A 26,307-nucleotide genomic window follows, 5' to 3' on the forward strand; every position below is an offset into this window, starting at 1 on the left:
GTCATGCCGCCAGCGGCACCAGGAAATCGCGGCTGACGCGGTTGCCCAACTGATAGATGTCCGCCAGGAAGCGCGTCAGCGTGTCGTGCAGGCCGTTGGCCAGGATGTCGTCGAGCTTGGCGAATCGCAGGTCGGCGTGCAGCTTGCCGGCGAAGCGCTCGGTATCGGCCGACACGTCGTTGCGCACCTCGCGCAGGTTTTGCACCACCTCGTCCATGCACGCCAGCAGCGAGCGCGGCATGTCTCCGCGCAACATCAGCAGCTCGGCGATGCGGGCCGGGGTGATCACGTCGCGATACACCTTGCGGTAGATCTCGAAGCCGGAAACGGAGCGCAGCAGCGCGCCCCAGTAATAAAAGTCGCGCTGGCTCATGGTGCCGCTTTCGGCGCCGCCGCCGTGGAATTTGACGTCCAGGATACGCGCCGTGTTGTCGGCCCGCTCGAGGAAGGTGCCCAGGCGGATGAAATGCACGGCCTCGTCGCGCAGCATGGTGCCGACCGTCACGCCGCGCGACAGGTGCGAGCGGAACTTGACCCACTCGAAAAACTTGCTCGGATCGTTTTCCAGCAAGTCGCTGTCCAGGCGTTTTTGCATGTCCAGCCAGGTCTGGTTCTGGATTTCCCACACTTCGGTGGTCAGCGTGCCGCGCACGGCGCGGGCATTCTCGCGCGCCTCGGTCAGGCAGGCCACGATGGACGAGGGATTGTCCGGATCGCGCACCATGAAATCGATGACGGCGCGCGCTTCCAGCGTATCGTACTTGAGGTCGAACGCCGATTGCAGCTCGGAAATGCCGAGCATGGCGCGCCAGCCGCGGGCGTTTTCCGCGTCGGACTGCGGCAGCATCGAGGTCTGCACATTCACATCCAGCATGCGCGCGGTGTTTTCGGCGCGCTCGGTGTAGCGGGCCATCCAGAACAGGTGATCTGCGGTGCGGCTTAACATTGTTGTCTCCTTAGCGTTCCAGTATCCAGGTATCCTTGGTGCCGCCGCCTTGCGACGAGTTCACCACCAGCGAGCCCTCCTGCAGGGCGACGCGGGTCAGGCCGCCGGGCACCATCGAAATGGTCTTGCCGGACAGCACAAACGGACGCAGATCGATGTGGCGCGGCGCGATGCCGTTTTCCACATAGGTCGGGCAGGCCGACAGGGCCAGCGTCGGCTGGGCGATGTAGCCGTCCGGCCGGGCCAGCAGGCGCTGGCGGAAATCCTCGATCTGCTGCTTGGTCGAGGCCGGACCGACCAGCATGCCGTAGCCGCCGGCGCCGTGCACTTCCTTGACCACCAGCTCCGGCAGGTTGGCCAGCGTGTACTGCAAATCCTCCTGCTTCCTGCACTGGTAGGTCGGCACATTGTTCAGCACCGGTTCCTCCGACAGGTAGAACTTGATCATGTCGGGCACGAACGGGTAGATCGACTTGTCGTCGGCCACGCCGGTGCCGATGGCGTTGGCCAAGGTCACGCGGCCGGCGCGGTAGACCGACAGCAGGCCCGGCACGCCCAGCGACGAATCCGGGCGGAAGGCCAGCGGATCGAGGAAATCGTCGTCGAGCCGGCGGTAGATCACGTCGACCCGCTTCGGTCCGCGCGTGGTGCGCATGAACACGGTATTGTCGCTGACGAACAAATCCTTGCCCTCGACCAGCTCCACGCCCATCTGCTGGGCCAGGAAGGCGTGCTCGAAATAGGCCGAGTTGTACATGCCCGGCGTCATCACGACCACCGTCGGGTCGTTGACGCCCATGGGCGCGACCGAACGCAGGTTATCGAGCAGCAAGTCGGGATAGTGGTCGACCGGCGCGATCTTGTTGCGGGCGAACAGCTCGGGGAACAGCCGCATCATCATCTTGCGGTCTTCCAGCATGTAGGACACGCCGGACGGCACCCGCAGGTTGTCTTCCAGCACGTAGAACTCGCCCTGGCCGGCACGCACGATGTCGACCCCGGCGATGTGGGCGTAAATGTCGGATACCACGTTGATGCCCTGCATCTCCGGCCGGTACTGCGCGTTCTTGTAGATCTGCTCGGCGGGGATGATGCCGGCCTTGATGATGTTCTGGTCGTGATAGATATCGTGTATGAACATGTTCAGCGCCTTGACGCGCTGGACCAGCCCGGTCTGCAGCTGCGTCCATTCGGCCGCCGGGATGATGCGCGGAATGGTGTCGAATGGAATCAGCCGTTCAGTGCCGGCATCGTCGCCGTAGACGGCGAAGGTGATGCCGACCCGGCGGAAGGTCAGGTCGGCCTCGGCGCGCTTGCGCTCGATGGTTTCGGCGGACTGGCGCTGCAGCCAGCCGCAGAACTCGCGGTAGTGTTCACGGACCTCGGAACTGGCATGGTGCGCCAGGCCATCAGCGGTCATTTCGTTAAAGAATTTTGCCATATCGAACATTCCCTGGTGAGTACGTTTACCTTCTATCAAGAAGCGTGCCAGAGCAAATGCCCGGTTTTGGTGCAATTAACTCATTTTGCCAGGTCGATCTGCCAGAAGCCGTTGCTGGCCTCGGTCTTGCGGTCCGCCAGCGCGGAGGGGAGGGTGATGTGCAGCGCCGCCATGCGCGCCGGATCGACCAGCACGGTCGGGTTTTGCTGGCGCAGGATGGGCAGCACGTCCGGCTTGGTGTGGCGCTGCAGGATCTTGGCGGCCTGGTTGCCGGCCAGGCGGCCGACCTGCGTGAAGTCGGCGCCGATGTACAGCGCCGCGCCCGGCACGCGCACCATCGCCAGCGTCACCACCGGCACCTGGTTTTCCATGCCGAAATCGCCCAGGTCCATCGCCGCCTCGTAGCGATGCAGGCCGTAGTAGGTGTCCAGCGGCACGGCGAACATGTCGACGCCGTGCCCGCCGTTGTACAGTTCCTTGAGCGTGGGCGCGATGTGGTCGGTCTTGTTGACCAGCCGCGCGCTGACCTCCAGCCCCAGCGGCTTGCCGCTGCCGGTGGCGGCCGCCACGTTGGCGACGCCGTTTTCATCGTCGGTGTGGACCATGCCGATCCGGTGCACATTGGGGAACACGTCCCTGACCAGCTTCAGCGAGTCGGACATGTCGGTGTACAGGGTGGAGCCGGTGGTGCCTTCGCCGCCGTCGACCAGCGACACGCAGCCGGCATCCTCGGGATGGGCCACGGCCGTGAACACCAGCGGAATGTGGGCCTCGGCCAGCATGCCGCGCGCGTACTTGGTGGCCGGCGTGCCGATGGTCAGCACCATGTCCGGCTTGGCGTTGACGATGCGGCCGGCCTCCTGGCGGATGCGCAGCAGCACGCCGAGCTTGCTCCAGAAGCCGCCTTTTTCCACGTCGAAGTCGATCGCCACGCGGTTGACGCTCAGGTTCTTGCCGGCCACCAGTCCGCTCGCCTGCAGCGACGCGATGAAGCCGTTGTAGGCTTCCTGGTAGGGCTCGATGTCGGTGACTTGCAGCACTTCCACCTTGAACACGCGGGTGTCGTCCATGGTTTCCGGCGGCAGCGGTTCAAAGGCAAAGGCGGGGAGAAGGATGGCGCTCAGCGCCAGTACCAGAGGAAGGGTTGGAAGGGTTTTGCGCATGGGGCGGTCTAGTGGCTGTCGATGCAGCGATTAGACCAGAGAAGCCCGCCAGGCATGCGTGCTATCGCATGCCTTGACGAGCCAATGTGTGCGCCCTGTGGGCCAGATTACAGGTCGCCGCTGCGGCTGCCAGGAGTGGTGGTGCCGCCGCTGTAGCCCGGATCGCTCTGCAGGCTGCCGCTGCTGCTGCCCATCACGCTGCCGCTGGCGGTGCGGGCGCCCGGCATGTTCTGCTGGGTGCCATAGAAATTGTGCATCTGGGTGCTGAATTCCGCGCTGGCCATGTCGGGCCAGTTGTCCTTGTCGAAGCCCGGCGCGTTTTTCAGGTGCTCCTTGGTCACGTCCAGCAGGAAGCGCTTGTTGACGGTGTCGAGCTGCAGTGCCTGCCAAGGCACGGCGAACAGCTTGTCGCCCATGCCCAGCCAGCCGCCGAAGGACAGCACGGCATAGGCCACCTGGCCCTGGCGCATGTCGAGCATGATTTCCTTGATGTCGCCCAGGTCTTCGTCCTGGCGGTTGTAGACGTCCTCGCCGATCAGCGTGTCGGCGCCCATCAGGCGTGGGCCGGGGCCGCTGTCGGTGTCGCTGTCGTTACTGTAGATGCCATATGTGTCGCGGTCTAGGTAGCTCATTTTGGTCTCCAGATGGTTGGTAAAGTCCCTGCGTCAGTGACGTGGTGACAATGCTCATCATGCTAGGACCGCGACAGTACAGGTATAGGTGCGCGTGTGGTGTCGGTGTAGGACAGGGATTAGTTCCTGGGGAACCAAGTCAGGCGGACCGCAGCACCACGCGGTTGCGGCCGTCGCGCTTGGCCTCGTACAGCGCATGGTCGCTGCGTTCGATCCACCGCTGATGGCTCTGCTCGGCCGCATCGAACAGGGCGATGCCGAGGCTGATGGTGATGTGCAGCGTGCCGCCTGCGCAGGCCACCGGCAGCTCGGCCACGCGCTGGCGCAGGCGTTCGGCAAACGCATGGGCGCCTTCGGCATCGACCTGCGGCAGGATGATCAGGAATTCCTCGCCGCCGTAGCGGCAGGCGCTGTCGATGTCGCGCGTCATGGCGCGGATTTCCGCCGCCAGCATGCGGATCGCCTCGTCGCCGACCGGATGGCCGTGGCCGTCGTTGATGCGCTTGAAATGATCGATGTCTATCATCAACAGCGCCGCGCCATGGCCCAGGCGGCGCGCGCGCTGCCATTCGGCGGCGATGCGCTCGTCCGCCACGCGGCGGTTGTGCAGGCCGGTCAGGCTGTCGGTGCCGGCCAGCGTGTACAGCCGCTGGTTGGCCACGCGCAGCTCGTCCAGCAGCTGGTTGGTCAGGCTCTGCCAGTGCACGAACATCTGGTAGCCGAAAAACGCGATGAAGGCGACGATCAACGCCATCACCCAGTAGAACGCCCAGGTGGTATCCCTGGCCACCGCCATCACCGCCGCCAGCCCCGGCGAGATGCCGCCCGACTGCGCCAGCAGCAGGCGGTCGGCCAGCTGCAGCGTGGCATAACCGTACAGCAGCACGCCGCCGGACACGCAGCCCAGCAGCCGCAGCACCGAGCGGCGCGGATCGGCGCCCGGCTTGACCAGCAAGTATCGCCGCGCCGACTGCCATCGCTCGATATGCGGCCACAGCACCGCCAGCAGCGGCGCCACGATGACCACGCTCTGCAGGAAGGCGCCCAGCCACCAGCCCTGCCAGATCGGCAGCAGCGCGTTGCTGCCGATGCGGTTGGTGTAGCACCACACCAGCGCGCCGCTGGAACTGAAGATCGCGCCGACAAACGCCAGCTGCAAATAAAACAGCACCGAGCCCGGGTTGTGCAGATGGCGGCTGATCGGGATGGCCCGGTAGCCCAGCGCGACGACGGCGAAGCCCAGCGGATTGGCGGCGCTGAACAGCAACGCCCAGCCCGGCGGCATGCCGCTGTAGAGGGCCAGCATCAGCGTCGCCAGGTAGCCGGGAACCGCGCCCCACCACCAGCCGCAGGTGAGCGTCCACAGCATGCATATCACCAGCGGCGGATAGACGGTGACGTACAGCTCGATCCCGCCCAGCCGGACCGGCAGTCCCGACCAATGCAAGATCACGGTCGCCAGGCCCAGCGCGATGCTGGCCGCCAGCGACAGCAGCCACAAGCCGAACACCAGTTTGCGCTCATGCGGCGCGCCGTCGCGCAACAATCGGCGCATCGACAGGGCGCGGGCCGTATGGTGCGTTTGCGTATGCAGCAGTGAGTGTTTCATGACATTCCCAAGTTCGAATGCCAAATTGTAATGCAAAGTGACTGTCTGGCAACTGATCAGGGCGGCAAACGCAGGCCGTCGAGCGGGAATGGATCCTGTTGGCCGCCCAGCATGCCGGCCAGGATGCTGGCGGTGCCGCAGGCAAACGTGAAGCCGAGCGGACCGTGGCCGACGTTGAGCCACAGATTGTCGTAGCGGGTGGCGCCGATGATGGGCGCGCTGTTCGGCGTGGCCGGACGCAGCCCCGCCCAGGCCTGGGCGCCGGCATAGTCGGCCGCGCCCGGCATGGCTTCCCTGGCCAGCCGCACCAGGCCCTCGACGCGGCGGCGGTCGATGCGGCGGTCGGCGCCGACCAGGTCCACCATCGCGGCGATGCGCAATTGATCGCCGATGCGCGCGTACAGCACCTTGCGCTCGAAATCTGTGACGCTGATTTCCGGCGCAAGGTCCTGCGGGCGTATCGGCGCGCTCAGGCTGTAGCCCTTGAGCGGATAGATCGGCAGGTAGATGCCGGCGCCGGCCGCCAGGTCGCGGCTGTCGATGCCGGCCGCCAGCACGAAATGGTCGGCGCCCAGCCTGCCGATCGAGGTCTGCAGCCCGGCTATCCGGCCGCGCTCGGTCAACAGCGCCTGCACGTCGCAGCGCAGCACGCCGCTGAAGTTGCGGTGATCTGCCAGACGCTGGCGCAGCGCCACGCAGAACGCGTGACAGTCGGCCACCGCCTCGCCCGGATTGAAGATGCCGCCGGCCAGGTCGCCCTGCAGCGCCGCCAGCGCCGGCTCGTACGCCGCCGTGCCGGCCGGGTCCAGCACGCGGGCGTAGGCGGCCGCGTTGGCGGCGGCGCGATCGAACAAGCGCTTGCTGCGGTAGACCACCAGCTTGCCGGCGTCGCGCCAGGAAAACTCGGACAGCGGCAACTGCAGCGACAGCTCGGTCATCGCATTGCGGCTCAGCTCGCCCAATTGCAGCAAGGTGGCGGTGGTGCGGCGGTTGCTGTCGGCATTGCAGTTGCGCAGGAATTGCGCCAGCCAGCGCCATTGGCGCAGGTCGGCCTCCGGTTTGAAGCGCAGCGGGCCGTCGGGCTGGAACAGCCATTGCAGCGCCTTCAGCGGCACGCCGGCATCGGCCAGCGGCGCCACGTAGCGGTAGCTCAACTGGCCGCCGTTGCGGTAGCTGGCCATGCTGCCGACTTCGGCCTCGCGCTCCAGCAAGCTCACGCTGTAGCCGGCCTCGGCCAGCCACCAGGCCGATGTCAGCCCCACCACGCCACCGCCGATGACTATCACCTGGCTCATCATTATTGGCCGAGGATGGCGTGACGGTACAGCGCCGTCAGGATGCGCTCTTCGCTGCGCGTCATGGCCGAGTAGCGGCCGGGATTGCGCTCGGGATCGGCACCGGTGCCGCCGATCAGCGACACCATGCCGTTGCCGCGCTTGAGGTCGACGACGAAGGTGGAGATCAGCCCGTACGCATCGCCCAGGTGGCCGGCCGCGCTGAAGCCGCCGCCCTCGACCAGCCGGTTGCCGGAGGCGGGCAGGTCTTCGAAGCGCTGACTGCCCAGGCCCCAGCTGTGGTACAGGCCGCGATAGGTGTCGCCGTTGCTGCCGTTGTCCTGCCATTGCTGGCTGAACATCAGCGCCACGGTCTCGGGCTTGAGGATCTGCCGGCCCTGATACTGTCCCTTGTTGATCAGCATCAGCATGATCTTGCCGAGATCGTTGGCCGAGATGCGCATGCCGCCGGTGGGGCTGAACAACGTGCCGTTGCCGCCGATGATGTAGTGGGCGATGCCGGCGGGCGCCGCCGGCGGCCGCGGGCCGTAGTCGTCCACTTGCGCGATCCACGGGCCGGCGCTGTCCCACACCTCGGTATCGACGGTGCGCTTGCGGTACAGCGTGGCCACGTCCGCCAGTTCGGCTGCGGAGAATTCGGACGGATTGTAGCCGCCGCGTATGCCCATCGGCTCCAGCAGCAGGCGCTTCATCAAGCGGTCGAAACGCTCGCCGGTGACTTTTTCCAAGATGGTGCCGATCACGCCCCAGTTCAGATTGGTGTACGTGAAATACGCGCCGGGCGCCGCATTGGCGGCCGAGGCCCAGACGCCGGCGGCGCCGGTCAGCTTGTCGCGGATGGCGACGTCGGCGCCCCAGGAATAGCCGCCGTCGTCGCGCAGCGACGAAGTATGCGTCAGCAACATGCGCAAGGTGATCGGCTGGTCGGGGAAGTGGGGATTGCGCAGCGCGTAGCCGAGGTAGCTGCCGGCGTCGGCGTCCAGGTCCAGCAGATGCTGTTCCACCAGTTTCATCACGCCGAAGGTGGTCATCATCTTGGAGATGGAGGCGATGCGGAACATGGTGTCCGCATCGACCGGCGCGGCCGAGGCGCCGATGCGGCGCTGGCCGGTTTGATATTGATACTGCACTTTGCCATTGCGCACCGCCAGCACCGACAGGCTGGCCAGCGGCATTGCCGGATCGGCGGCCACGGCGGCCAGCTCCTGGTCCAGCGTGGCGGCGGGGCCGGCGCTGACCGCCGTCACGCCGGACATCAACAACATGCCCATCAAGGCCTGCATTTCGCGTTTCATGTTGGCCCTTGGTTATTCGATAGGGCAAGAATACTGTGCCAATCCGACCCAGGCCAATGAAAACCGGCTCTCCTTGTATAACTTTTCGGAATGACCATCTGGCAAGCTTTCATAACCCGCAATCGGCATTCAAGCTTACACTTCTTGCATGCTAAAGACCGAACTCCCGAGTCAGGAACATACCGGCCTGGACCAGTATCCGGTAGCCGAGCTGGTTGGCACGCTGATCGCCGACCAGTTCAACGCGCTGGACGCCGTGCGTGGCGCCGCCGCCGTCATCGCCGCCGCGGTGGACGCGGCGGTGCCACGCATTGCCGCCGGTGGCAGGCTGATTTACGTCGGCGCCGGCACCTCGGGCCGGTTGGGCGTGCTGGACGGCGTCGAGCTGCATCCGACGTTTTCCTGGCCGCATGAACGGGCGCTGTCGCTGCTGGCTGGCGGCAAGGGCGCGATGTTCCAGGCGGTCGAAGGCGCCGAGGACAACCGGGAGCAGGGCGGACTCGACATGGCCGGGCTGCGGCCGCAAGCCGACGACGTCGTCCTGCTGCTGGCCGCCTCCGGCACCACGCCTTACGTGCTGGGCGCGCTGGACGTGGCGCGCGCCAGCGGTGCGCTGACCATAGGCATCGCCAACAACGGCGGCGCGCCGGTCGCCATCCGGGCCGAGTTCGGCATCACGCTCGATACCGGGCCGGAAGTCATCTCCGGCAGCACTCGGCTGAAGGCCGGCACCTCGCAGAAAATCGTCCTCAACACCATCTCCAGCGCCATCATGGTGCGGCTGAACAAGGTCTACGGCAACCTGATGGTCGACATGAAGGCCACCAACGCCAAGCTGGTGCGCCGCGCCGTCGCGCTGACCATGCATGTGACCGGCGCCGACGAGGCCAGCGCCCGCGCGGTGCTGGAACAATGCGGCTTCCACGTCAAGGTCGCCATCGTCGCGCTGATGCGCAAGCGCACCGTGGCGGACGCGCAAGCCTTGCTCGAGCAAACTCATGGCAGCGTCCGGGCGGCACTCCTGCTACAGTAACGCATTGCGCTATTGAAAGAAGGACGATGCGGTTACGTCATATCGAAGTTTTCCACGCGATCATGCAGGTCGGCACCATCAGCGGCGCGGCGCAGGTGCTGCACATTTCGCAGCCGGCCGTCACCAAGGTGCTGCAGCATTGCGAGCTGCAACTGGGCATGCCGCTGTTCGAGCGCGTGCGCGGCAAGCTGTACCCGAAGCCGGAAGCGCACCGCCTGTTCGCCGAGACCGAAAAGCTCAACCGCGACCTGCAGGGCATCCGCCGCCTGGCCGCCAGCCTCAAGGGCCGCACGGTGGAAACCATCCGCCTGGTGTCGACGCCGACCATCGCCGTCAGCGTGCTGCCGCAGGCCATGAGCGACTGGCGTCGATCCTTCGCCGACACCCGCTGCGAACTGGCCACCCACCACACCAGCGAGATCGTCAACACGCTGCGCCTGGGCGAGGCCGATCTCGGCCTGTCGCTGCAGGACCCGCGCCATCCCGGCATCGTCGCCGAACCGATCGCGCAGGGCGTGATGACGGTGATCGCGCCGCTGGGCCGCTGGCCGGACCAGGAAAGCGCCACGCCGCTGACCGCGCCGCAGCTGGAAGGCGAGCTGATCGGCTACGCCGACAACGATCCGCTGGGCGAGATGGTGGTGGCGGCCTGCGAGGCGCAAGGCATCCAGCCGCGCTTCCACACGGTGGTGCAGACTTACCAGATCGCCCGTTCGCTGGTGGAGGCGGGCGGCGGCATGGCGGTGGTCGATCCGTTCACCGCCGCATCGGGCCGCGGACGCCTGCAAAGCCGGCCATGGGCGCCGGAAATCCCCATCCAGCTCTACCTGCTGACGCCGGCCCACGCGCCGCTGTCGCACGGCGCCGGCCAACTGGCCCGCAGCATCGCCGAAGCCGCCCGCGCCTTACTTAGCTGACCGCGCAGCTGCCCGTCGGCTGATGTTTATTAATAACAACGTGGCAAAAAAGATACAAATACCATTTCGCAAATCGCTCCCCACTGGCATGCTGCTGCGCAAAGCCCGGCTTCATTACTAAAAGTTATACGCACAGTAGCTATTTTCATTAGCTGGCATAGGAAGCATGGGACTAATCTGAGCGACGGCGGGATAACGTAATGCTATGACATTGCCACCGGCCGCACTCGATAGCTCGCAAAGTTCAATCAAAGGGAGAGGCCGTGAAGGTTAAGAAACTGGCGCAAATGATTGCGTTGATAGGTGTGGTGGCCCCGGTAGCGGGACCGGTGTTTGCGCAGGATGCCGGCGCCGCGATGCAGCGCGTCGAAATTACCGGCAGCAGCATCAAGCGGGTGGCCAAGGAGGGCGCCTTGCCGGTCCAGGTGATCAGCTACGACACCATCGAAAAATCCGGCATCACCAGCACCGAGCAACTGATCCGCAGCCTGTCCGCCAACGGCACCGGCGCCGACAACATGACCTCGGGTAACAACGTGTTCGGCGCCGACGCCGACCGCGTCAGCGGCGGCGCCTCGTACGCGTCGCTGCGCGGCCTCGGCCCCAACAGCACGCTGGTGCTGCTGAACGGCCGCCGCATCGCCAGTTTCGGCGCCAGCGCCAAGGCGGTCGACCTGAACGCGATCCCGCTGGGCGCGATCCAGCGCGTCGAGATCCTCAAGGACGGCGCCTCGGCCATCTACGGCACCGACGCCATCGGCGGCGTGATCAACTTCATCCTGCGCACCGACTACACCGGCCTCGAAGCCTCGCTCAGCGACAACTTCACCCAGCAGGGCGGCGGCGCCACCCGCCGGCTGTCGCTGCTGGGCGGCTTCGGCTCGCTGCAGAAGGAAGGCTACAACGTCATGGGCAGCGTGACCTATGACAACAACGAGAAACTCAGCTCGCGCGACCGCTCGTTCGCCAACGGCTTCCAGCCGGCGCGCGGCCTGTCGCCGGACACCACCGGCACGCCGTACGCCAACCAGCTGACCGGCGCCGGCACCGCGCTGGGCACCGGTTTCAAGCGGCCTGGCGATCCGACCACCTACCTGCAAGCCAATCCGTTGAGCTTCCAGGGCAAGTGCGACAGCGTTCCCGGCATGTCGCAATACCAGACCGCGCTGTGGAAGGACGTCACCTCGCCAGCCCGCAGCACCTATTCCTGCGCCTACGACTACGGCGCCGACTACGTCATCAGCTTCCCGGTCGAGCGCCTGAACGCGGTCACCCGCGCCACGCTGCAGATCAGCCCGGACCACAAGCTGTTCGTCGAAGGCTTGTTCGGCCACACCAAGGCCACGGCCGAGCTGACGCCGGTGCAGATCTCGACCTCGCTGGCGGCCGGCAATGCCTACCCGGTCGGCGGCGCCTACTACCAGGACCTGTCGGCCATCATCCCGACCTTCGACAAGACCAAGCCCATCATCTACAAGTGGCGCGCCTACCCGTGGGGCAACCGCACCCAGGAAAACGTCACCGACAACGCGCGCGTGCTGGTCGGCATGGAAGGCGTGCTCGGCAAATGGGACTACCGCGCCGGCGTGTCGCATGCGGAAAGCACCACCAAGACCGCGCTGACCAACGGCTACGGTTACACCAGCAAGATCAACGCGGCGCTGGCTACCGGCATCATCAATCCGTGGGCCACCGACGGCCAGACCCAGACGCAGGCAGCCAAGGACCTGGTTGAATCCACCATGTTCCGCGGCGCCTTCCAGCACGGCAAGACCACGCTGACTTCGCTGGACGGCAACCTGTCCGGCGAGGTGTGGCAGCTGCCGGCCGGCGCCATGTCGATGGCCGTGGGCTTCGACCTGCGCCGCGAGGGCTACAACTTCGCGCAGGACGTCGACGCGACGCAGATCCTGCTGTCGCCGGGCAATGCCGCGCTGCCCGACGCCAGCCGCGACGTCAAGGCCGTCTACACCGAGCTGCTGGTGCCGATCACCAAGGAACTGGAAATGCAACTGGCGGTGCGCCGCGACCACTACAGCGTGTTCGGCGCCACCACCAATCCCAAGGTCTCGTTCCGCTACCAGCCGACCAGTTCGTTGCTGTTCCGCGGTTCGGCCAACAAGGGCTTCCTGGCGCCGAGCTTCACGCAGCTGTATTCGGCCCAGCTGTCGCAGGAACTGCCGAACGGCATCATTGATCCCATCGGCTGCCCGGCCCACCCAGGCGATCCGGCCTATTGCGCGATTCCACGCCTGCCTTACACCACCGGCGGCAATCCCAACCTGAAGCCGGAAACGTCGAAGCAGGGCAGCGTCGGCATGGTGATCGAGCCGGTCAAGGGCTATTCGGCCTCGCTCGACTACTGGGCGATCAACTCGATCAACCGCATCCTGAACCGCACGCCGCAAGTGGTGCTGGCCAACGCGGCCGCGCTGTCGGGGAACATCATCCGCAACGCGGACGGTACCATCGCCTACGTAACCGCCGGCTGGATCAACGCGGCCGGCGCCAAGACGCGCGGCGCCGACCTCAGCCTGCGTGGCGAAGGCAAGGTCAGCGACTACAAGTGGAACTTCAACCTGGACGGCACCTACACCCAGAGCTTCAAGTTCGCCGAGATCGAAGGCCAGCCGTACAAGGAATACGTCGGCAACTTCTACACCCGCGACCTGTACCTGCGCTGGAAGCACAACGCCACCATCAGCCTGGCGCGCGGCGACTGGAGCGCGATGCTGATCCAGAACTACAGCTCCGGCTACAAGGACCAGTTGCCGGACGGCGGCAAGGCTGCGCCGCCGCCGGGCTTCAACCCGGACGTGAAGGCCTACACCAAGTACGACCTGTCGGCCACCTACTCGGGCATCAAAAACACTACGATCACGATCGGCATACAAAATCTGCTCGATACGGATCCGCCGTTCACCGCGCACAACGTGGATGAAGTGGTTGGCGCAGGCTGGGATCCCCGGGTGGCAGATCCACGCGGACGTTCGCTGAGTATCCTGCTCAAGTACAAGTTCCTGTAATGACGGAGTCCTTCAGCCGGCGGCAGTTCGGCAATCTGCTGGCCGCCGCCGCGCTGGGGACTACCGGACTGCCGGCGGCAGCGGCCGCCCATCGAAAGAAATCCATGCACCTGATCAAGCCGCGACGCCTGCAGCCGGGCGACCTGGTCGGCATCATCGCGCCGGGCGGACACACCAGCGACGGGGCGTTGGCCAAGGCGGTCGCCAATATCGAATCGCTGGGACTGCGAGTTCGACTGGGCGACAACATCAACTATGTCTACGGCAATTACGGCGGCACGGTGGCGCAGCGGCTGGAAGACTTGCACGGCATGTTCCTCGATCCCGAGATCAAGGCCGTGTGGGCGATACGCGGCGGCTCAGGCTGCATCTCGCTGCTGGAGCACATCGACTACCAGCTGATACGTGCCCATCCGAAGATCCTGATCGGCTATTCGGACATCACCGCGTTGCATCTGGCGCTGCTGCGGCTCTCAGGGCTGGTGACTTTCCACGGCCCGGTGGCGTCATCCACGTTCTCGGAATATTCAGTGGCGCAGCTGCAAAACGTGCTGATGACGCCGCATGACAGCTACACCATTGCCATGTCGGCGGACAACGCGCAGAAGGCGCTGGAACAGCCCAACTACGCGATCCGCACCGTGCACGAGGGCATCGCCACCGGCAGGCTCATCGGCGGCAACCTGTCGCTGGTAGCCGCGCTGGCCGGCACGCCGTACGCGGCCGATTTCCACGACGCCATCCTGTACCTGGAGGAAGTCAACGAGGAACCGTACCGCGTCGACCGCATGATGACGCAGTTGCAGCTGAGCCAGGGCTTCTGCCATGCGGCCGCCGTCGTGCTGGGCATCTTCGAGAACTGCGAAGCCACCGACGGCGAAAGCGCGCTGACGCTGGACGAAACCGTCGACCAGCATCTGCTGCCGCTGACGCGTCCGGCCGTCGCCGGCTATTCCTTCGGCCACATCCGCAACCAGTTCACCATCCCGGTCGGCCTGCGCGCCAGGCTGGACAGCGGGCAACAAACCTTGACGCTGCTGGAGCCCGCTGTTATTTAAGCCGCAGGACGACGTGCGTGGCTTTCTCCGACGCGACGGATCGCACGCATTCGTATCCCAGGGTCCGCAGGTCTATCCCCTGGAACAGCGACTCTCCCTGGCCGAGCAGGACAGGCGAGATAGCAATGTGCAATTCATCGACGAGGCGCTCACGGAGATACTGCTTGATGGTGTTCACTCCGCCGCCGATCCGTACGTCCTTTCCGGCAGCGGCCTCGCGTGCCCGGTCGAGCGCCTCGTGGATGCCTCCCGTGACGAAGTGGAACGTCGTGCCGCCCTCCATCTCGATGGAGGGACGGGCGTAGTGGGTCAGGACGAAAACCGGGACGTGATACGGCGGATTGTCTCCCCACCAGCCTTTCCAGTTCTTGTCCGGCCAGTCCCCGCGATCGGGGGAGAACATATTCCGTCCAAGAATCCAGGCCCCGACGTTCTGAAAGCTGCGGGCGGCGAAATCATCGTCAACCCCGGTCGTACCGCCGTCCTTGCCAAACAGGGCCTGCTGGAACGTGCGTGTCGGGATTAGCCACTGGTGCAATTCCGTTCCGCCGACGCCCAGCGGATTGTCGATGCCCTGATTCGGACCCGCTCCGTATCCGTCGAGCGAGACGGTAAAACCTTCAACGCGAACTCGTGTCATCTTTTTCCTCCGTTTATTTAGTGTTGAACGCCAATTGGGCGGCGAAAGCCCGTTTGTACGCAGGCCGCGCTTCGCCACGGGCAACATAGGCGGCAAGGCTTGCAAATTCATTCAGAATACCCGATGGCCTCAGCCTGAGCAGCACCGACACCATGATCAGGTCGCCCGCGCTGAACCCGCCGTCCAGCCATTCGGCATCGCCCAGGCGCGCCGAGAGTTGCTCCAGCCGGCTGCGGATGCGATCCGCAATCAGGGGCATGCGTTCCTTGCTCCAGGGCTTGTCGCCCTCCATAAATTTTGCGGTAACAATTTCAAGGATCGGCGGCTCCACCGTGTTGAGTGCGGCAAATATCCACGTGATCGCGCGGGCACGGGCGTTGGCATCGTCCGGCAACAAGCCCGGATAGCGCGAGGCGATATGGAAAATGATCGCGCCCGACTCGAACAGCACAAGATCGCCGTCCTCATAGGTTGGAATCTGGCCGAAGGGATGAATGGCCAAATGCGCCGGCTGCTTCATCGCGGAGAATGAAACCGGGCGCACGTCATAGGGCAGGCCGGCTTCTTCCAACGCCCAGCGTACGCGCGTATCGCGTGCCAGTCCCATGCCGCCGTCGGGCGAGCGTTCAAAGGCTGTAATGGTGATAGTCATCGGGATCTCCTAGGTGATTGGGGTGATTTCAATGACGACGAACGACCAGCCGCCAAATCGACACGCCTGCTTCGTGCGGTGCCAAATAAATTTGATACACTGCGCGCTTTCCATAGTTGCCAGAGTTTACACGATGCCCCCAAGCCCCCAGGAATTACGCGCCTACGCCTTGCATTGCCTGCTGGAAGCCGATCCGGCCGCCAAAGTCATGGCGGTGGCGGCGATGGCCGCGGCCTGGTCCACCGGCGCTTGCGGACTGGCCGAGGGCGCCGCGCTGGAGCCCCAGGCCGCCATCCCTGGTCGTCCTGCGCGTCCGGAGCTGGTGCCGCCGCTGCAGGTAGGCCGCCGCTCGATGGCCACCGTCGAAGGCCGCGCCATGCTGATCCACGCGCTGGCCCATATCGAATTCAATGCCGTCAACCTGGCGCTGGACGCGCTGTGGCGCTTCCCGGACATGCCGTCCGAATACTACGTCGACTGGCTGCGCGTGTCGGCCGAGGAAGCCACACATTTCGCCATGCTGTCCGCCCATTTGCAGACGCTAGGATATCAATACGGCGACTTCCCCGCGCACGACAGCCTGTGGGAAATGGTCGGCAAGACCACCGAGGACGTGCTGGCGCGCATGGCGCTGGTGCCGCGCACGCTGGAGGCCCGCGGCCTCGACGCGATTCCACCGCTGCGCGCCAAGCTGGCCCAGGCCGGCGACCTCGACGCGGCCAGGATCCTCGACATCATCCTGCGCGACGAGATCGGCCACGTGGAAATCGGCAACCGCTGGTACGGCCACCTGTGCCAGCAGCGCGGCCTGGAGCCGCGCGCCACCTACGCCGAGCTGGCCGTGCGCTACAAGGCGCCGACGCTGCGCGGCCCGTTCAACATCGAAGCGCGTCTCAAGGCCGGCTTCACGGAAGACGAGGTACGTGCGCTATAGCACGCTCGGTTGACAACCGTGCGTCGGCTTAACAGTTATCCGCTTACCATGTCCATCGCCAGCTGCCACTACACCAGAGGATGCGATCGACATGAACGATTTCAGCGATATTAACGTTGCCAGGCGCGAGTTGCTCATCGCCGGCGCACTTTCCGCAACGGCCGCCGCCGTGCCCGCCGTTGCAAGCGCACAAGCCACTACACCGGCAAGCAACAATCCGCCTCCCGTCCTGGCCAAGACCTCGCTGCAAGTCAACGGCCAGACCCACCAGCTCAATCTCGACACCCGCACCACGCTGCTCGACGCCCTGCGCGAACACCTGCACCTGACCGGCACCAAGAAAGGCTGCGACCACGGCCAGTGCGGCGCCTGCACGGTGATCGTCGACGGCCGCCGCATCAATTCCTGCCTGACGCTGGCGGTGATGCACGACGGCGCCAAGGTCACCACCATCGAAGGGCTGGGCAACAAGGACAAGCTGCACCCGATGCAGGCCGCCTTCATCAAGCACGACGGCTACCAGTGCGGCTACTGTACGCCGGGGCAGATATGTTCCGCCGTGTCGGTGCTGGACGAAATCAAGCAAGGCATACCGAGCCACGTCAGCGCCGACCTGAATGCCAAGCCGGTGTTCAGCGCCGCCGAACTGCGCGAGCGCATGAGCGGCAACATCTGCCGCTGCGGCGCCTACTCCAACATCATCGACGCCATCACCGAGGTGGCGGGGAGGGCGGCATGAAGGTGTTCACCTACCAGCGCGCGCAATCGCCGGCCGAAGCGGCCGCCGTGGCCGCGCGCACGCCCGGCGCCAAGTTCATCGCCGGCGGCACCAATCTGCTGGACCTGATGAAGCTGGAAATTGAAACGCCGCCGCACCTGATCGACGTCAACGGCCTGGGCCTGGACAAGATCGAGGCCATCTCGCAAGGCGGACTGCGGATCGGCGCGCTGGTGCGCAACACCGACCTGGCCGCCGACGAACGCGTGCGGCGCGACTACGGTGTGCTGTCGCGCGCCTTGCTGGCCGGCGCGTCGGCCCAGTTGCGCAACAAAGCCACCACCGCCGGCAACCTGCTGCAGCGCACCCGCTGTCCGTACTTCTACGACACCAACCAGGCCTGCAACAAGCGCCAGCCCGGCAGCGGCTGCTCGGCCATCGCCGGCTACAGCCGCAACCACGCGGTGGTCGGCGTCAGCGACGCCTGCATCGCCACCCATCCGAGCGACATGGCGGTGGCCATGCAGTTGCTGGACGCGAACGTCGAAACCGTGCGGCCGGATGGATCGGTGCGCACCATTCCGATCGCCGATTTTCACAAACTGCCCGGCAGCACGCCGCATGTCGAACACGCCTTGCAACCCGGCGAGTTGATCACCAGCGTGACGCTGCCCAAGCCTTTGGGCGGCACCCACATCTACCGCAAGGTGCGCGACCGGTCCTCGTACGCCTTCGCGCTGGTGTCGGTGGCGGCGGTGGTGCAGGCAGACGGCAGCGGACGCGTGGCGCTGGGGGGCGTCGCGCACAAGCCGTGGCGCTTGCCGGCGGCCGACGCGAGCCTGCCGCAAGGAGGCAAGGCGGTGGCCGAGCAACTGCTGGCCGGCGCCAGGACCACGCACGAAAACGCATACAAGATTCCCCTGGTCCAGCGCACGCTCAGTTCGGTGCTGGCGGAAGCGAAGAAAGGCTGACAGCATGAAATTCACCACGCCCGCCACCACCAATCCCATCGACCAGTTGAAGGTGATCGGCCAGCCGGTCGACCGTATCGACGGTCCGTACAAGACCACCGGCACCGCGCCGTACGCGTATGAGCAGCATGCCGCGGCGCCCAACGCCGCCTACGGCTACGTGGTCGGATCGGCCATCGCCAAGGGCCGCATCGTCTCGATGTCGCTGGACGAGGCCAGGCGCGCGCCGGGCGTCATCGCCATCGTCACGGCGGACAGCGCTGGCAAGCTGGGCAAGGGGAAATTCAACACGGCCAAGCTGCTGGGCGGACCGGACATCCAGCATTACCACCAGGCCGTCGCGCTGGTGGTGGCGGAAACCTTCGAACAGGCGCGCGCCGCCGCGCAGCTGGTGCAGGTGAGGTACGCGGCCGAAAAAGGCGCCTACGACCTGGCCAAGGCCAAGGACAAGGCGGCGCCGCATCCCGACAAGGAAAACAAGGACAGCAAGGTCGGTGATTTCACTGGCGCCTTTGCCTCCGCCCCGGTCAAGCTGGACGCGACCTACACCACGCCCGACCAGTCCCACTCGATGATGGAACCGCACGCGTCGATCGCGGTCTGGAATGGCGACAAGCTGATGGTCTGGACCGCGAACCAGATGATAGATTGGAGCAAGGGCGACATGGCCAGGACGCTGGGCATCCCCAAGGAAAACGTGCGCCTGATCTCGCCCTACATCGGTGGCGGCTTCGGCGGCAAGCTGTTCCTGCGCTCGGAAGCCTTGCTGGCGGCGCTGGGGGCGAAGGCGGCCGGACGTCCGGTCAAGGTCGCGCTGCAGCGCCCGCTGATGTTCAACAACACCACGCACCGGCCGGCCACCATCCAGCGCATCCGCATCGGCGCCAGCCGCGAAGGCAAGATCAGCGCCATCGGCCATGAAAGCTGGTCCGGCGATCTGCCCGGCGGCGGGCCCGAGACGGCGGTGCAGCAAACCAAGCTGCTGTACGCCGGCGCCAACCGCATGACCAAAATGCGGCTGGCGGTGCTGGATCTGCCGGAGGGCAACGCCATGCGCGCGCCCGGCGAGGCACCGGGATTGATGGCGCTGGAAATCGCCATGGACGAGCTGGCCGAGAAGCTGAAGATGGATCCGGTCATGTTCCGCATCATCAACGACACGACCTCCGATCCGTCGAACAAGGATCGCAAGTTTTCGCAGCGCCGGCTGGTGGAATGCCTGCGCACCGGCGCGGACAAATTCGGCTGGAACCAGCGCAGCGCGCAACCGGGCAAGACGCGCGACGGCCGCTGGCTGGTCGGCATGGGCGTGGCCGCGGCCTTCCGCAACAACCTGGTGCAGAAGTCGGCCGCGCGGGTGCGGCTGGACCGCAACGGCGTAGTCACGGTGGAAACCGACATGACCGACATCGGCACCGGCAGCTACACGGTGATCGCGCAAACGGCGGCCGAGATGATGGGCGTGCCGCTGGCCAAGGTCGCGGTCAAGCTGGGCGACTCGTCGTTCCCGGTCTCGGCCGGCTCGGGTGGGCAGTGGGGCGGCAACAGCTCGACGGCGGGCGTGTACGCCGCCTGCGTCAAGCTGCGCGAAACGGTGGCGCAAAAGCTGGGCCTCGATCCGACCGGCGCGGCGTTTGCCGGCGGCACGGTGCAGGCGGGCGGACGCTCGATGCCGCTGGCGCAGGCGGCGGCCGATGGCGATGTCGTGGCCGAGGACTTCATGGAATACGGCGACCTCGATAAAAAATACCAGCAGTCGACCTTTGGCGGGCACTTCGCCGAGGTCGGCGTGGACGTCTATACCGGCGAAATCCGCGTGCGGCGCATGCTGGCCGTCTGCGCGGCCGGCCGCATCCTCAATCCCAAGTCCGCGCGCAGCCAGGTCATCGGCGCGATGACGATGGGCGTCGGCGCGGCGCTGATGGAAGAGCTGGTCATCGACCAGCGCGGCGGCTTCTTCGTCAACCACGACCTGGCCGGCTACGAGGTGCCGGTGCACGCCGACATCCCGCACCAGGAAGTGATCTTCCTCGACGAGACCGATCCCATTTCATCGCCGATGAAAGCCAAGGGCGTTGGCGAGCTCGGCATCTGCGGCGTCGGCGCGGCGATCGCCAACGCCGTCTACAACGCCACCGGCGTGCGCGTGCGCGAATATCCGATCACGCTCGACAAGCTGCTGGCAAAGTTGCCCGAAACCATCTAACACTTTTAGCCAATTTCGTTTGCGGGGTTCGTCATTTTCGTAATTGCGGTGGTTTGAAACGAATCGCAGAATGGTCCCACGCGTACCCGATACGCGATAAAAATAAATCTATACGGAGACTAACAATGCGAGTGAAACACTTGGTAGCGCTGCTGTCGGCAGCGCTATGGATACCGCACGCCGCTACGGCGGAAAACTACCACTGGGACTCGGTTGCCATCGGCGGCGGTGGTTTCGTCACGGGCATCGTCGCCAGCAAAACCGAACGCGACGTGGTGTTTGCCCGCACCGACGTCGGCGGCGCCTACCGCTGGGACGCCGCGGCGTCGCGCTGGCAGGCGTTGACCGACTGGGTCAGCGAAGCCGACGTCGGCCTGATGGGCATCGAATCGCTGGCGATCGACCCGCGCAACGCCGCCAACGTCTACCTGCTGGCCGGCACCAGCTACTTCAGCAACGGCAAGACCGCCATCCTGCGCTCCAGCGACTACGGCAAGACCTTCACCGTGACCGACGTGACCGCCAAGTTCAAGGCCCACGGCAACGGCATGGGCCGCCAGAACGGCGAGAAGCTGCAGGTCGATCCGGGCTCCAGCAATGTGCTCTACGTCGGCACGCGGCGCGACGGACTGTTCAAAAGCACCGACGCCGGCGCGACCTGGAACCACCTGGACTCCTTCGGCGTCACCAGCACGCCCAACGACAACGGCGTCAGCTTCGTGTTGCTGGATCCTGCCAGCGTCAGCGGCGGCGCGGCGCAGCGCATCTTTGTCGGCGTCTCGCGTTACGGTTCGGTCGGACCCAATCTGTATTTCAGCGCCAATGCCGGCGCCAGCTTCAGCGCGGTCAAGGGCGGCCCAGGCGGCGGCCTGATGCCGCAACGCGCGGTGATCTCGCCCAAGGGCAAGCTCTACATCACCTACGCCAACGGCGCCGGCCCGCATCCCGCCACCAACGAGCCGATGGACAACGGCCAGGTGTGGGAATACAGCGCGGTGGGCGGCAACTGGGTGAACATCACGCCGCCCGGCGCGGCGCATCCGTATGGCGGGGTCAGCATCGATCCCGCCGATCCCAAGCATCTGGTGGTGTCGACCATCAATACCTGGATGCCGCAGGGCGCCAGCAGCTACGGCGACCGCATCCTGACCTCGAAAGACGCCGGCCGCAGCTGGACCGACGTGGTGGCGCGCGGCTTCGCGCTGGACAACAAGGGCGCAGGCTGGATCAGCAACGGCCAGTCCATCCACTGGGCCGGCTCGGTGGAATTCGATCCGTTCGACGCCAGCAAGGCGTGGATCGGCTCGGGCAATGGATTGTTCAAGACCAACAACATCAACGCCACCACCACGACCTGGGACTTCGACGTCGCCGGCCTGGAAGAAACGGTGCCGTTCAATGTCGAAAGCGTGCCGGAAGGTCCGCTGGTCTCGGTGATCGGCGATTTCGACGGCTTCGTCAGTGCCGACGCCGCGCAATACGGCGTGCAGCACACGCCGCAAATGGGCAGCACCAGCGGCCTAGCCATCGCCGCGCTGGACAGCCGCATCATGGCACGCGCCGGCACGGCCATCTACTACAGCACCAACGGCGGCGCCAGCTGGAGCAAGACGGCGTCGATCAACGGCGACCACGGGCAACTGGCCTGGTCCGCCGACGGCTATGCCTTGCTGCACAGCCCGGCCGGCTCGGCCACCAGCTATCGCTCGACCGACTATGGCGCCAGCTGGACGCCGGTCGCGGGCTTAAGCGTCAGCAACGCGCGCCCGGTGGCCGATCCGGTCAATCCCAGCAAGTTCTATGTCTACGACAGCGGCAACCTGCTGGCCAGCACCGACGGCGGCGCCTCGTTTGCCGTCGCCGGCAGCCTGACCACGGGCGGCTCGCCGCTGATCCGCGTGGCGCCCGGGCGCGAAGGTGATATCTGGGTTTGCCTGAACGGCGGCGGACTTTCCCGTTCGACCAACTCCGGCGCCAGCTTCAGCAAGATCGCCAGCGTCAACCAGTGCGGCGCGGTCGGCTTCGGCAAGGCGGCGCCGGACGCCACCTATCCAACCATCTTCATGGTCGGCACGGTAGGCACCACCACCGGCCTGCTGCGCTCCACCGATGCCGGCGCCACTTGGGTCCGCGTCAACGACGACGCCCACCAGTACGGCGGAATCGGCAACGGCCGCTTTGTGACCGGCGATATGAACGTCTTCGGCCAGGTCTATATGAGCTCGGTCGGACGCGGCATCGTCTATGGCAAGCCGACGGACAGCGGCGGCGAGGTGACCGTGACGCCGGCGCCGGCCGGCCCGGTGACGCCGAACCAGCCGGTCAACCAGTGCAGCTACGTGGTGACGGCGTCATGGCAGGGCGGCTACAACGCGGCGGTGCGCATCACCAACAACCGCAACAGCGTGATCCAGGGTTGGCAGGTCAGCTGGACCTACAGCGACAACTCGGTGGTCCAGGGCTACTGGAACGCCGCCGTCGCCGGCAGCAGTCCCACTTATACGGCAACGCCCAACCAGAGCTGGAACCACGACATCTATCCGGGCAACACGGTGGAATTCGGCATGACCGTCAGCGGCTCCGCCATTCCCGTCGTCACCGGCGACGCGTGTAACTAAACAAGGAATAACCATGAAAAATTTTCTGATTGGACTGTTCGTCAGCTCCGGCTTGCTGCTGGCCACACAGGCCGGAGCCGCCGCGGTCAATTTCGACAACCTCGGCGCGGACGGCGATTTCACATCCATCGCCAACCCGTATGCGGGACTGGACTGGAGCTCCGACTGGTATCTGGGCGACAACACCATCGACGGCTATGACAACGGCGCGCATTCCGGCGCGCTGTTCGTGACCAACGGCTACGGCGTCGACAACCTGACCGTCAGCAGCGCCACCGGCTTCAACTTTGCCGGCGCCTGGTTCGCCACGCCAAACACCAACGGCGCGACCGCAAGCTGGATCAACATCACCGCCTACGACGCATCGAACCACGTGATCGGCAGCACCGGCAACGTTGGCATCGGCAGCAGCTACAGCTGGGTCGCGGCGAATTTCAACAATGTCGCGCGCCTGAACATCGCACGCGACGACGGCTGGTTTGTCATGGATGACTTCACGCTGGCCAGCGTCAGCGCGGTGCCCGAACCGGGCAGGGGACTGCTGCTGGGGGCCGGCCTGTTGGCGATGCTGGGCTGGACGCAGCGCAGGAAGATGCTGAAGCCGGTGGCATTCGTCCTCCTGGCGCTGGGCGCCGGAACCGCTGCGCAGGCGCAGAACTGCGGCACCGGCGGTGGCGCCACCGTGTGCCTGACGGCGACCGGATCGTCCGACAACATCAAGCTGAGCTGGACCGTCAGTGGCGCCGTCACCGGCTTGCAGGTGTACCGCGACACCGACAGCGACGCCACCGGCCGCGGCCGCGTGGCGATACTGGCCGCCAGCGCGACCACCTACACCGACACCACGCCGGCGGCCGGCACGCCATACTGGTACTGGATCAAGTTCACCACCAGCACCGGCGGATCGAGCTCCGGCCCGGCGACGGCCGTGCGCGCCGGCGCCATGCGCAGCCTGACCAGCGTGCAGCTGGCGGCGCAGATGTCGCCCGGCTGGAACCTGGGCAATTCGCTTGAATCGATAGGCGGCGAGACGGCCTGGGGCAATCCTCCTGCCAATCAGGCGCTGTTCAACGCGGTCAAGGCGGCAGGCTTCAAGAGCGTGCGCCTGCCGGTATCGTGGAGCCAGTATGCCGATTCCAGCTACAACATCAGCGCCAGCTGGATGGCGCGCGTCAAGGAAGTGGTGGACGCCGCCCGCGCCGCCGGCCTGTACACCATCATCAACGTCCACTGGGACGGCGGCTGGCAGCAGCCGACCTATGCCCAGCAGGCGGCCGTCAATTCCCGCCTGACCAAGTTCTGGACCCAGATCGGCAACACCTTCAAATATTACGACGACTACCTGCTGTTCGCCGGCACCAACGAGATCATGGTGACCAACGTCTACACCGCGCCGACCGCCGAGAATATCGCGGTGCAGAACAGCTTTAACCAGACCTTCGTCAACGCGGCGCGCGCGACCGGCGGCAACAACAGCGTTCGCCACCTGATCGTGCAGGGCTACAACACCAACATCGACTACACCTACGCCACCAACACGGTGCCCACCGACAGCGCCACCAAGCGCCTGATGATGGAGGTGCATGACTACGATCCGTACGATTTCACGCTCAACACCAGCGGCGCGATCTGCCAATGGGGCGCGAGCGCCACCGATCCGGCCGCCACCGAGACCTGGGCCAACGAGGCCTACGTCGATGCGCAGTTCCAGAAGATGAAGTCGCGCTTCATCGACAACGGCGTGGCGGTGGTCCTGGGCGAATACGCGGCGAACCTGCGCACCGAATGCAGCGCCAATGCGAGCTACCGCAAGCTGTGGGACCAGTACCTGACCAAGTCCGCCTACCAGCATGGCCTGGTGCCGATGTACTGGGACAGCGGCTCGACCGCCAACCACGCGTCCGGCCTGTTCAACCGCTCCACCGGCGCCCAAGTGTTCCCGGACATCATCAGTACGATCGTCAACGCGGCAAAATAAGGCGAAGCCGCCCGCCATCGCCGGCTCGCCGCGTCGTCAAGCCATCTGCGCGATGGTGTTGCGGAAGCGGCGCAGCGAGCCGGCGAACAGCACCGCGCCGATCGCCGCGATGGCCAGCATCTGCGGCCAGATGACGTCGATGCCGGCGCCCCGGTACAGGATGGCCTGGCCGGCCGCGACGAAATGCGTGGTCGGCGCGGCCAGCATCAGGTATTGCACCAGTTCGGGCATGCTCTCGCGCGGCGTGGTGCCGCCCGACAGCATCTGCAAGGGCAGCAGCACCAACACCATCAGCATGCCGAATTGCGGCATGCTGCGCGCCAAGGTGGCGAGGAAGATGCCCATCGAAGTCGTGGCGAACAGGTGCAGCGCGGCCACCAGCACAAACAGCGCCACCGAGCCGCGCACCGGCACCTGCAGCGCGCCCTGCACGATGAACAACATCGCCGCCAGCGCCGCCAGCACGACCACCAGGCCCATGGCCCAGATCTTGGCCAGCATGATCTCCACCGGCGTCACCGGCATCACCAGCAAGTGCTCGATGGTGCCGTGCTCGCGCTCGCGGATCAGCGCCGCGCCGGTCAGTATCACCGACAGCATGGTGACGTTGTTGATGATTTCCGTCAGCGAGCCGAACCAGGATTGCTCGAGGTTGGGATTGAAGCGCATGCGCAGCGCCAGGTCGACCGGCGGCGCGGCGGCCTGGTGGCGGCGCGCGAAATCGCCGACCTCGGCGGCGACGATCTGCTGGATGTAGCCGTTGCCGGTGAAGGCCTGGCTCATGCGCGTGGCGTCGACATTGAGCTGGATGTCCGGCGCCCGGCCGGCCAGAGTGTCGCGCTGGTAGTCCGGCGGGATCGCCAGCACAAAAGTGTAGTCGCCGTTGTCGAGGCCGGCGTCCGCCTGCGCCGCGCTGACCAGCACCGGCGAGCGGAAATGCGGCGGATAGAAGCTCGACGCGATGCGCGCCGACAGCGGCGAGCCGTCCAGGTCGACGATGGCGATGGCCGCGTTGTGCAGGCTTTCCGGCATCGCCGTGGCGGCCACGTAGATCGACACGGTGAAGGTGTAGGCGATCAGCACCAGCATGGCCGGATCGCGCAGCAGGCTCCACAGCTCCTTGACGCCGAGGCGGTAGATGTGGGCCAGCCGCGTGACCAGGGGAACGCGCATGG

The 26,307-nt window shown here is 65.7% G+C and carries 20 protein-coding genes; 10 read left to right on the top strand and 10 right to left on the bottom strand.

Annotation, left to right across the window (positions count from 1 at the left end; all coding sequences use genetic code 11):
* Position 1: 1 nt before the first annotated feature.
* The 7 genes from ABWW33_RS03375 to ABWW33_RS03405 form a co-directional block, all read right to left on the bottom strand.
* A complete protein-coding gene (locus tag ABWW33_RS03375; RefSeq protein WP_176650869.1) occupies positions 2-946 on the bottom strand; it encodes an alpha-E domain-containing protein in 945 nt (314 codons plus the stop codon).
* A gap of 10 nt (positions 947-956) precedes the next feature.
* Positions 957-2,387 carry a circularly permuted type 2 ATP-grasp protein gene (locus ABWW33_RS03380; RefSeq protein WP_176650870.1) on the bottom strand — a complete coding sequence of 477 codons (1,431 nt, stop codon included), beginning with the start codon at positions 2,385-2,387 and terminating at the stop codon, positions 957-959.
* An 80-nt stretch (positions 2,388-2,467) separates the two neighbouring features.
* Entirely contained in the window at positions 2,468-3,550 is a 1,083-nt protein-coding gene (locus ABWW33_RS03385; RefSeq protein ID WP_353398849.1) for an ABC transporter substrate-binding protein, read from the bottom strand.
* A 107-nt stretch (positions 3,551-3,657) separates the two neighbouring features.
* A complete protein-coding gene (locus ABWW33_RS03390) occupies positions 3,658-4,182 on the bottom strand; it encodes a PRC-barrel domain-containing protein (protein WP_176650872.1) in 525 nt (174 codons plus the stop codon).
* A gap of 139 nt (positions 4,183-4,321) precedes the next feature.
* Entirely contained in the window at positions 4,322-5,791 is a 1,470-nt protein-coding gene (locus ABWW33_RS03395; protein WP_353398851.1) for a sensor domain-containing diguanylate cyclase, read from the bottom strand.
* Between the two features lie 56 nt (positions 5,792-5,847).
* Positions 5,848-7,089: a D-amino acid dehydrogenase gene (locus ABWW33_RS03400; protein ID WP_353398854.1), complete on the bottom strand. Its 1,242-nt coding sequence runs from the start codon at positions 7,087-7,089 to the stop codon at positions 5,848-5,850.
* Positions 7,089-8,381, bottom strand: coding sequence for a serine hydrolase domain-containing protein (locus ABWW33_RS03405; protein WP_353398857.1), 1,293 nt, complete (start codon positions 8,379-8,381; stop codon positions 7,089-7,091). Before ABWW33_RS03405 ends, ABWW33_RS03400 begins: the two co-directional genes overlap by 1 nt.
* A 148-nt stretch (positions 8,382-8,529) precedes the next feature.
* Between ABWW33_RS03405 and ABWW33_RS03410 the strand changes: the two genes are divergently transcribed.
* From ABWW33_RS03410 to ABWW33_RS03425, 4 genes are all read left to right on the top strand, one after another.
* A complete protein-coding gene (locus tag ABWW33_RS03410) occupies positions 8,530-9,414 on the top strand; it encodes an N-acetylmuramic acid 6-phosphate etherase (protein ID WP_353398860.1) in 885 nt (294 codons plus the stop codon).
* A gap of 26 nt (positions 9,415-9,440) precedes the next feature.
* On the top strand, positions 9,441-10,331 hold the full coding sequence (locus tag ABWW33_RS03415; RefSeq protein ID WP_176650877.1) for a LysR family transcriptional regulator: 891 nt from the start codon (positions 9,441-9,443) through the stop codon (positions 10,329-10,331).
* 263 nt (positions 10,332-10,594) lie between these two features.
* Positions 10,595-13,357 carry a TonB-dependent receptor gene (locus ABWW33_RS03420; protein ID WP_353398863.1) on the top strand — a complete coding sequence of 921 codons (2,763 nt, stop codon included), beginning with the start codon at positions 10,595-10,597 and terminating at the stop codon, positions 13,355-13,357.
* On the top strand, positions 13,357-14,415 hold the full coding sequence (locus ABWW33_RS03425; RefSeq protein ID WP_353398866.1) for a S66 peptidase family protein: 1,059 nt from the start codon (positions 13,357-13,359) through the stop codon (positions 14,413-14,415). The genes ABWW33_RS03420 and ABWW33_RS03425 overlap by 1 nt, the downstream gene beginning before the upstream one ends.
* Here ABWW33_RS03425 and ABWW33_RS03430 read toward each other — a convergent pair.
* The gene (locus ABWW33_RS03430; protein WP_353398869.1) at positions 14,408-15,055 is read right to left on the bottom strand and encodes a dihydrofolate reductase family protein; all 648 of its coding nucleotides are present in this window, start codon (positions 15,053-15,055) and stop codon (positions 14,408-14,410) included. The genes ABWW33_RS03425 and ABWW33_RS03430 overlap by 8 nt on opposite strands.
* A gap of 13 nt (positions 15,056-15,068) precedes the next feature.
* Positions 15,069-15,707 (bottom strand): glutathione S-transferase family protein, encoded by a 639-nt coding sequence (locus tag ABWW33_RS03435; RefSeq protein WP_353398872.1) that lies wholly within the window; start codon positions 15,705-15,707, stop codon positions 15,069-15,071.
* Between the two features lie 133 nt (positions 15,708-15,840).
* Here ABWW33_RS03435 and ABWW33_RS03440 point away from each other — a divergent pair, with 133 nt between their 5' ends.
* The 6 genes from ABWW33_RS03440 (at position 15,841) to ABWW33_RS03465 (ending at position 25,132) form a co-directional block, all read left to right on the top strand.
* On the top strand, positions 15,841-16,641 hold the full coding sequence (locus tag ABWW33_RS03440) for a ferritin-like domain-containing protein (RefSeq protein ID WP_353398875.1): 801 nt from the start codon (positions 15,841-15,843) through the stop codon (positions 16,639-16,641).
* Between the two features lie 91 nt (positions 16,642-16,732).
* Complete coding sequence (paoA, locus tag ABWW33_RS03445; protein WP_353398878.1) at positions 16,733-17,380, top strand: aldehyde dehydrogenase iron-sulfur subunit PaoA; 648 nt, start codon at positions 16,733-16,735, stop codon at positions 17,378-17,380.
* Positions 17,377-18,330: an FAD binding domain-containing protein gene (locus ABWW33_RS03450; RefSeq protein WP_353398881.1), complete on the top strand. Its 954-nt coding sequence runs from the start codon at positions 17,377-17,379 to the stop codon at positions 18,328-18,330. The genes paoA and ABWW33_RS03450 overlap by 4 nt, the downstream gene beginning before the upstream one ends.
* 4 nt (positions 18,331-18,334) lie before the next feature.
* Positions 18,335-20,536 carry an aldehyde oxidoreductase molybdenum-binding subunit PaoC gene (gene paoC, locus ABWW33_RS03455; protein ID WP_353398883.1) on the top strand — a complete coding sequence of 734 codons (2,202 nt, stop codon included), beginning with the start codon at positions 18,335-18,337 and terminating at the stop codon, positions 20,534-20,536.
* Positions 20,537-20,661: 125 nt separating this feature from the next.
* A complete protein-coding gene (locus ABWW33_RS03460) occupies positions 20,662-23,154 on the top strand; it encodes a cellulose binding domain-containing protein (RefSeq protein ID WP_353398886.1) in 2,493 nt (830 codons plus the stop codon).
* A 13-nt stretch (positions 23,155-23,167) separates the two neighbouring features.
* Positions 23,168-25,132: a glycoside hydrolase family 5 protein gene (locus ABWW33_RS03465; protein WP_353398889.1), complete on the top strand. Its 1,965-nt coding sequence runs from the start codon at positions 23,168-23,170 to the stop codon at positions 25,130-25,132.
* A 36-nt stretch (positions 25,133-25,168) separates the two neighbouring features.
* On the opposite strand, the gene ABWW33_RS03470 is transcribed toward ABWW33_RS03465, so the two are convergent.
* Positions 25,169-26,305 carry an ABC transporter permease gene (locus ABWW33_RS03470; RefSeq protein WP_353398892.1) on the bottom strand — a complete coding sequence of 379 codons (1,137 nt, stop codon included), beginning with the start codon at positions 26,303-26,305 and terminating at the stop codon, positions 25,169-25,171.
* Positions 26,306-26,307: the final 2 nt, after the last annotated feature.

This window comes from Duganella hordei, assembly GCF_040369125.1.
GTDB classification, from domain to species: Bacteria; Pseudomonadota; Gammaproteobacteria; order Burkholderiales; family Burkholderiaceae_D; genus Rugamonas; species Rugamonas hordei.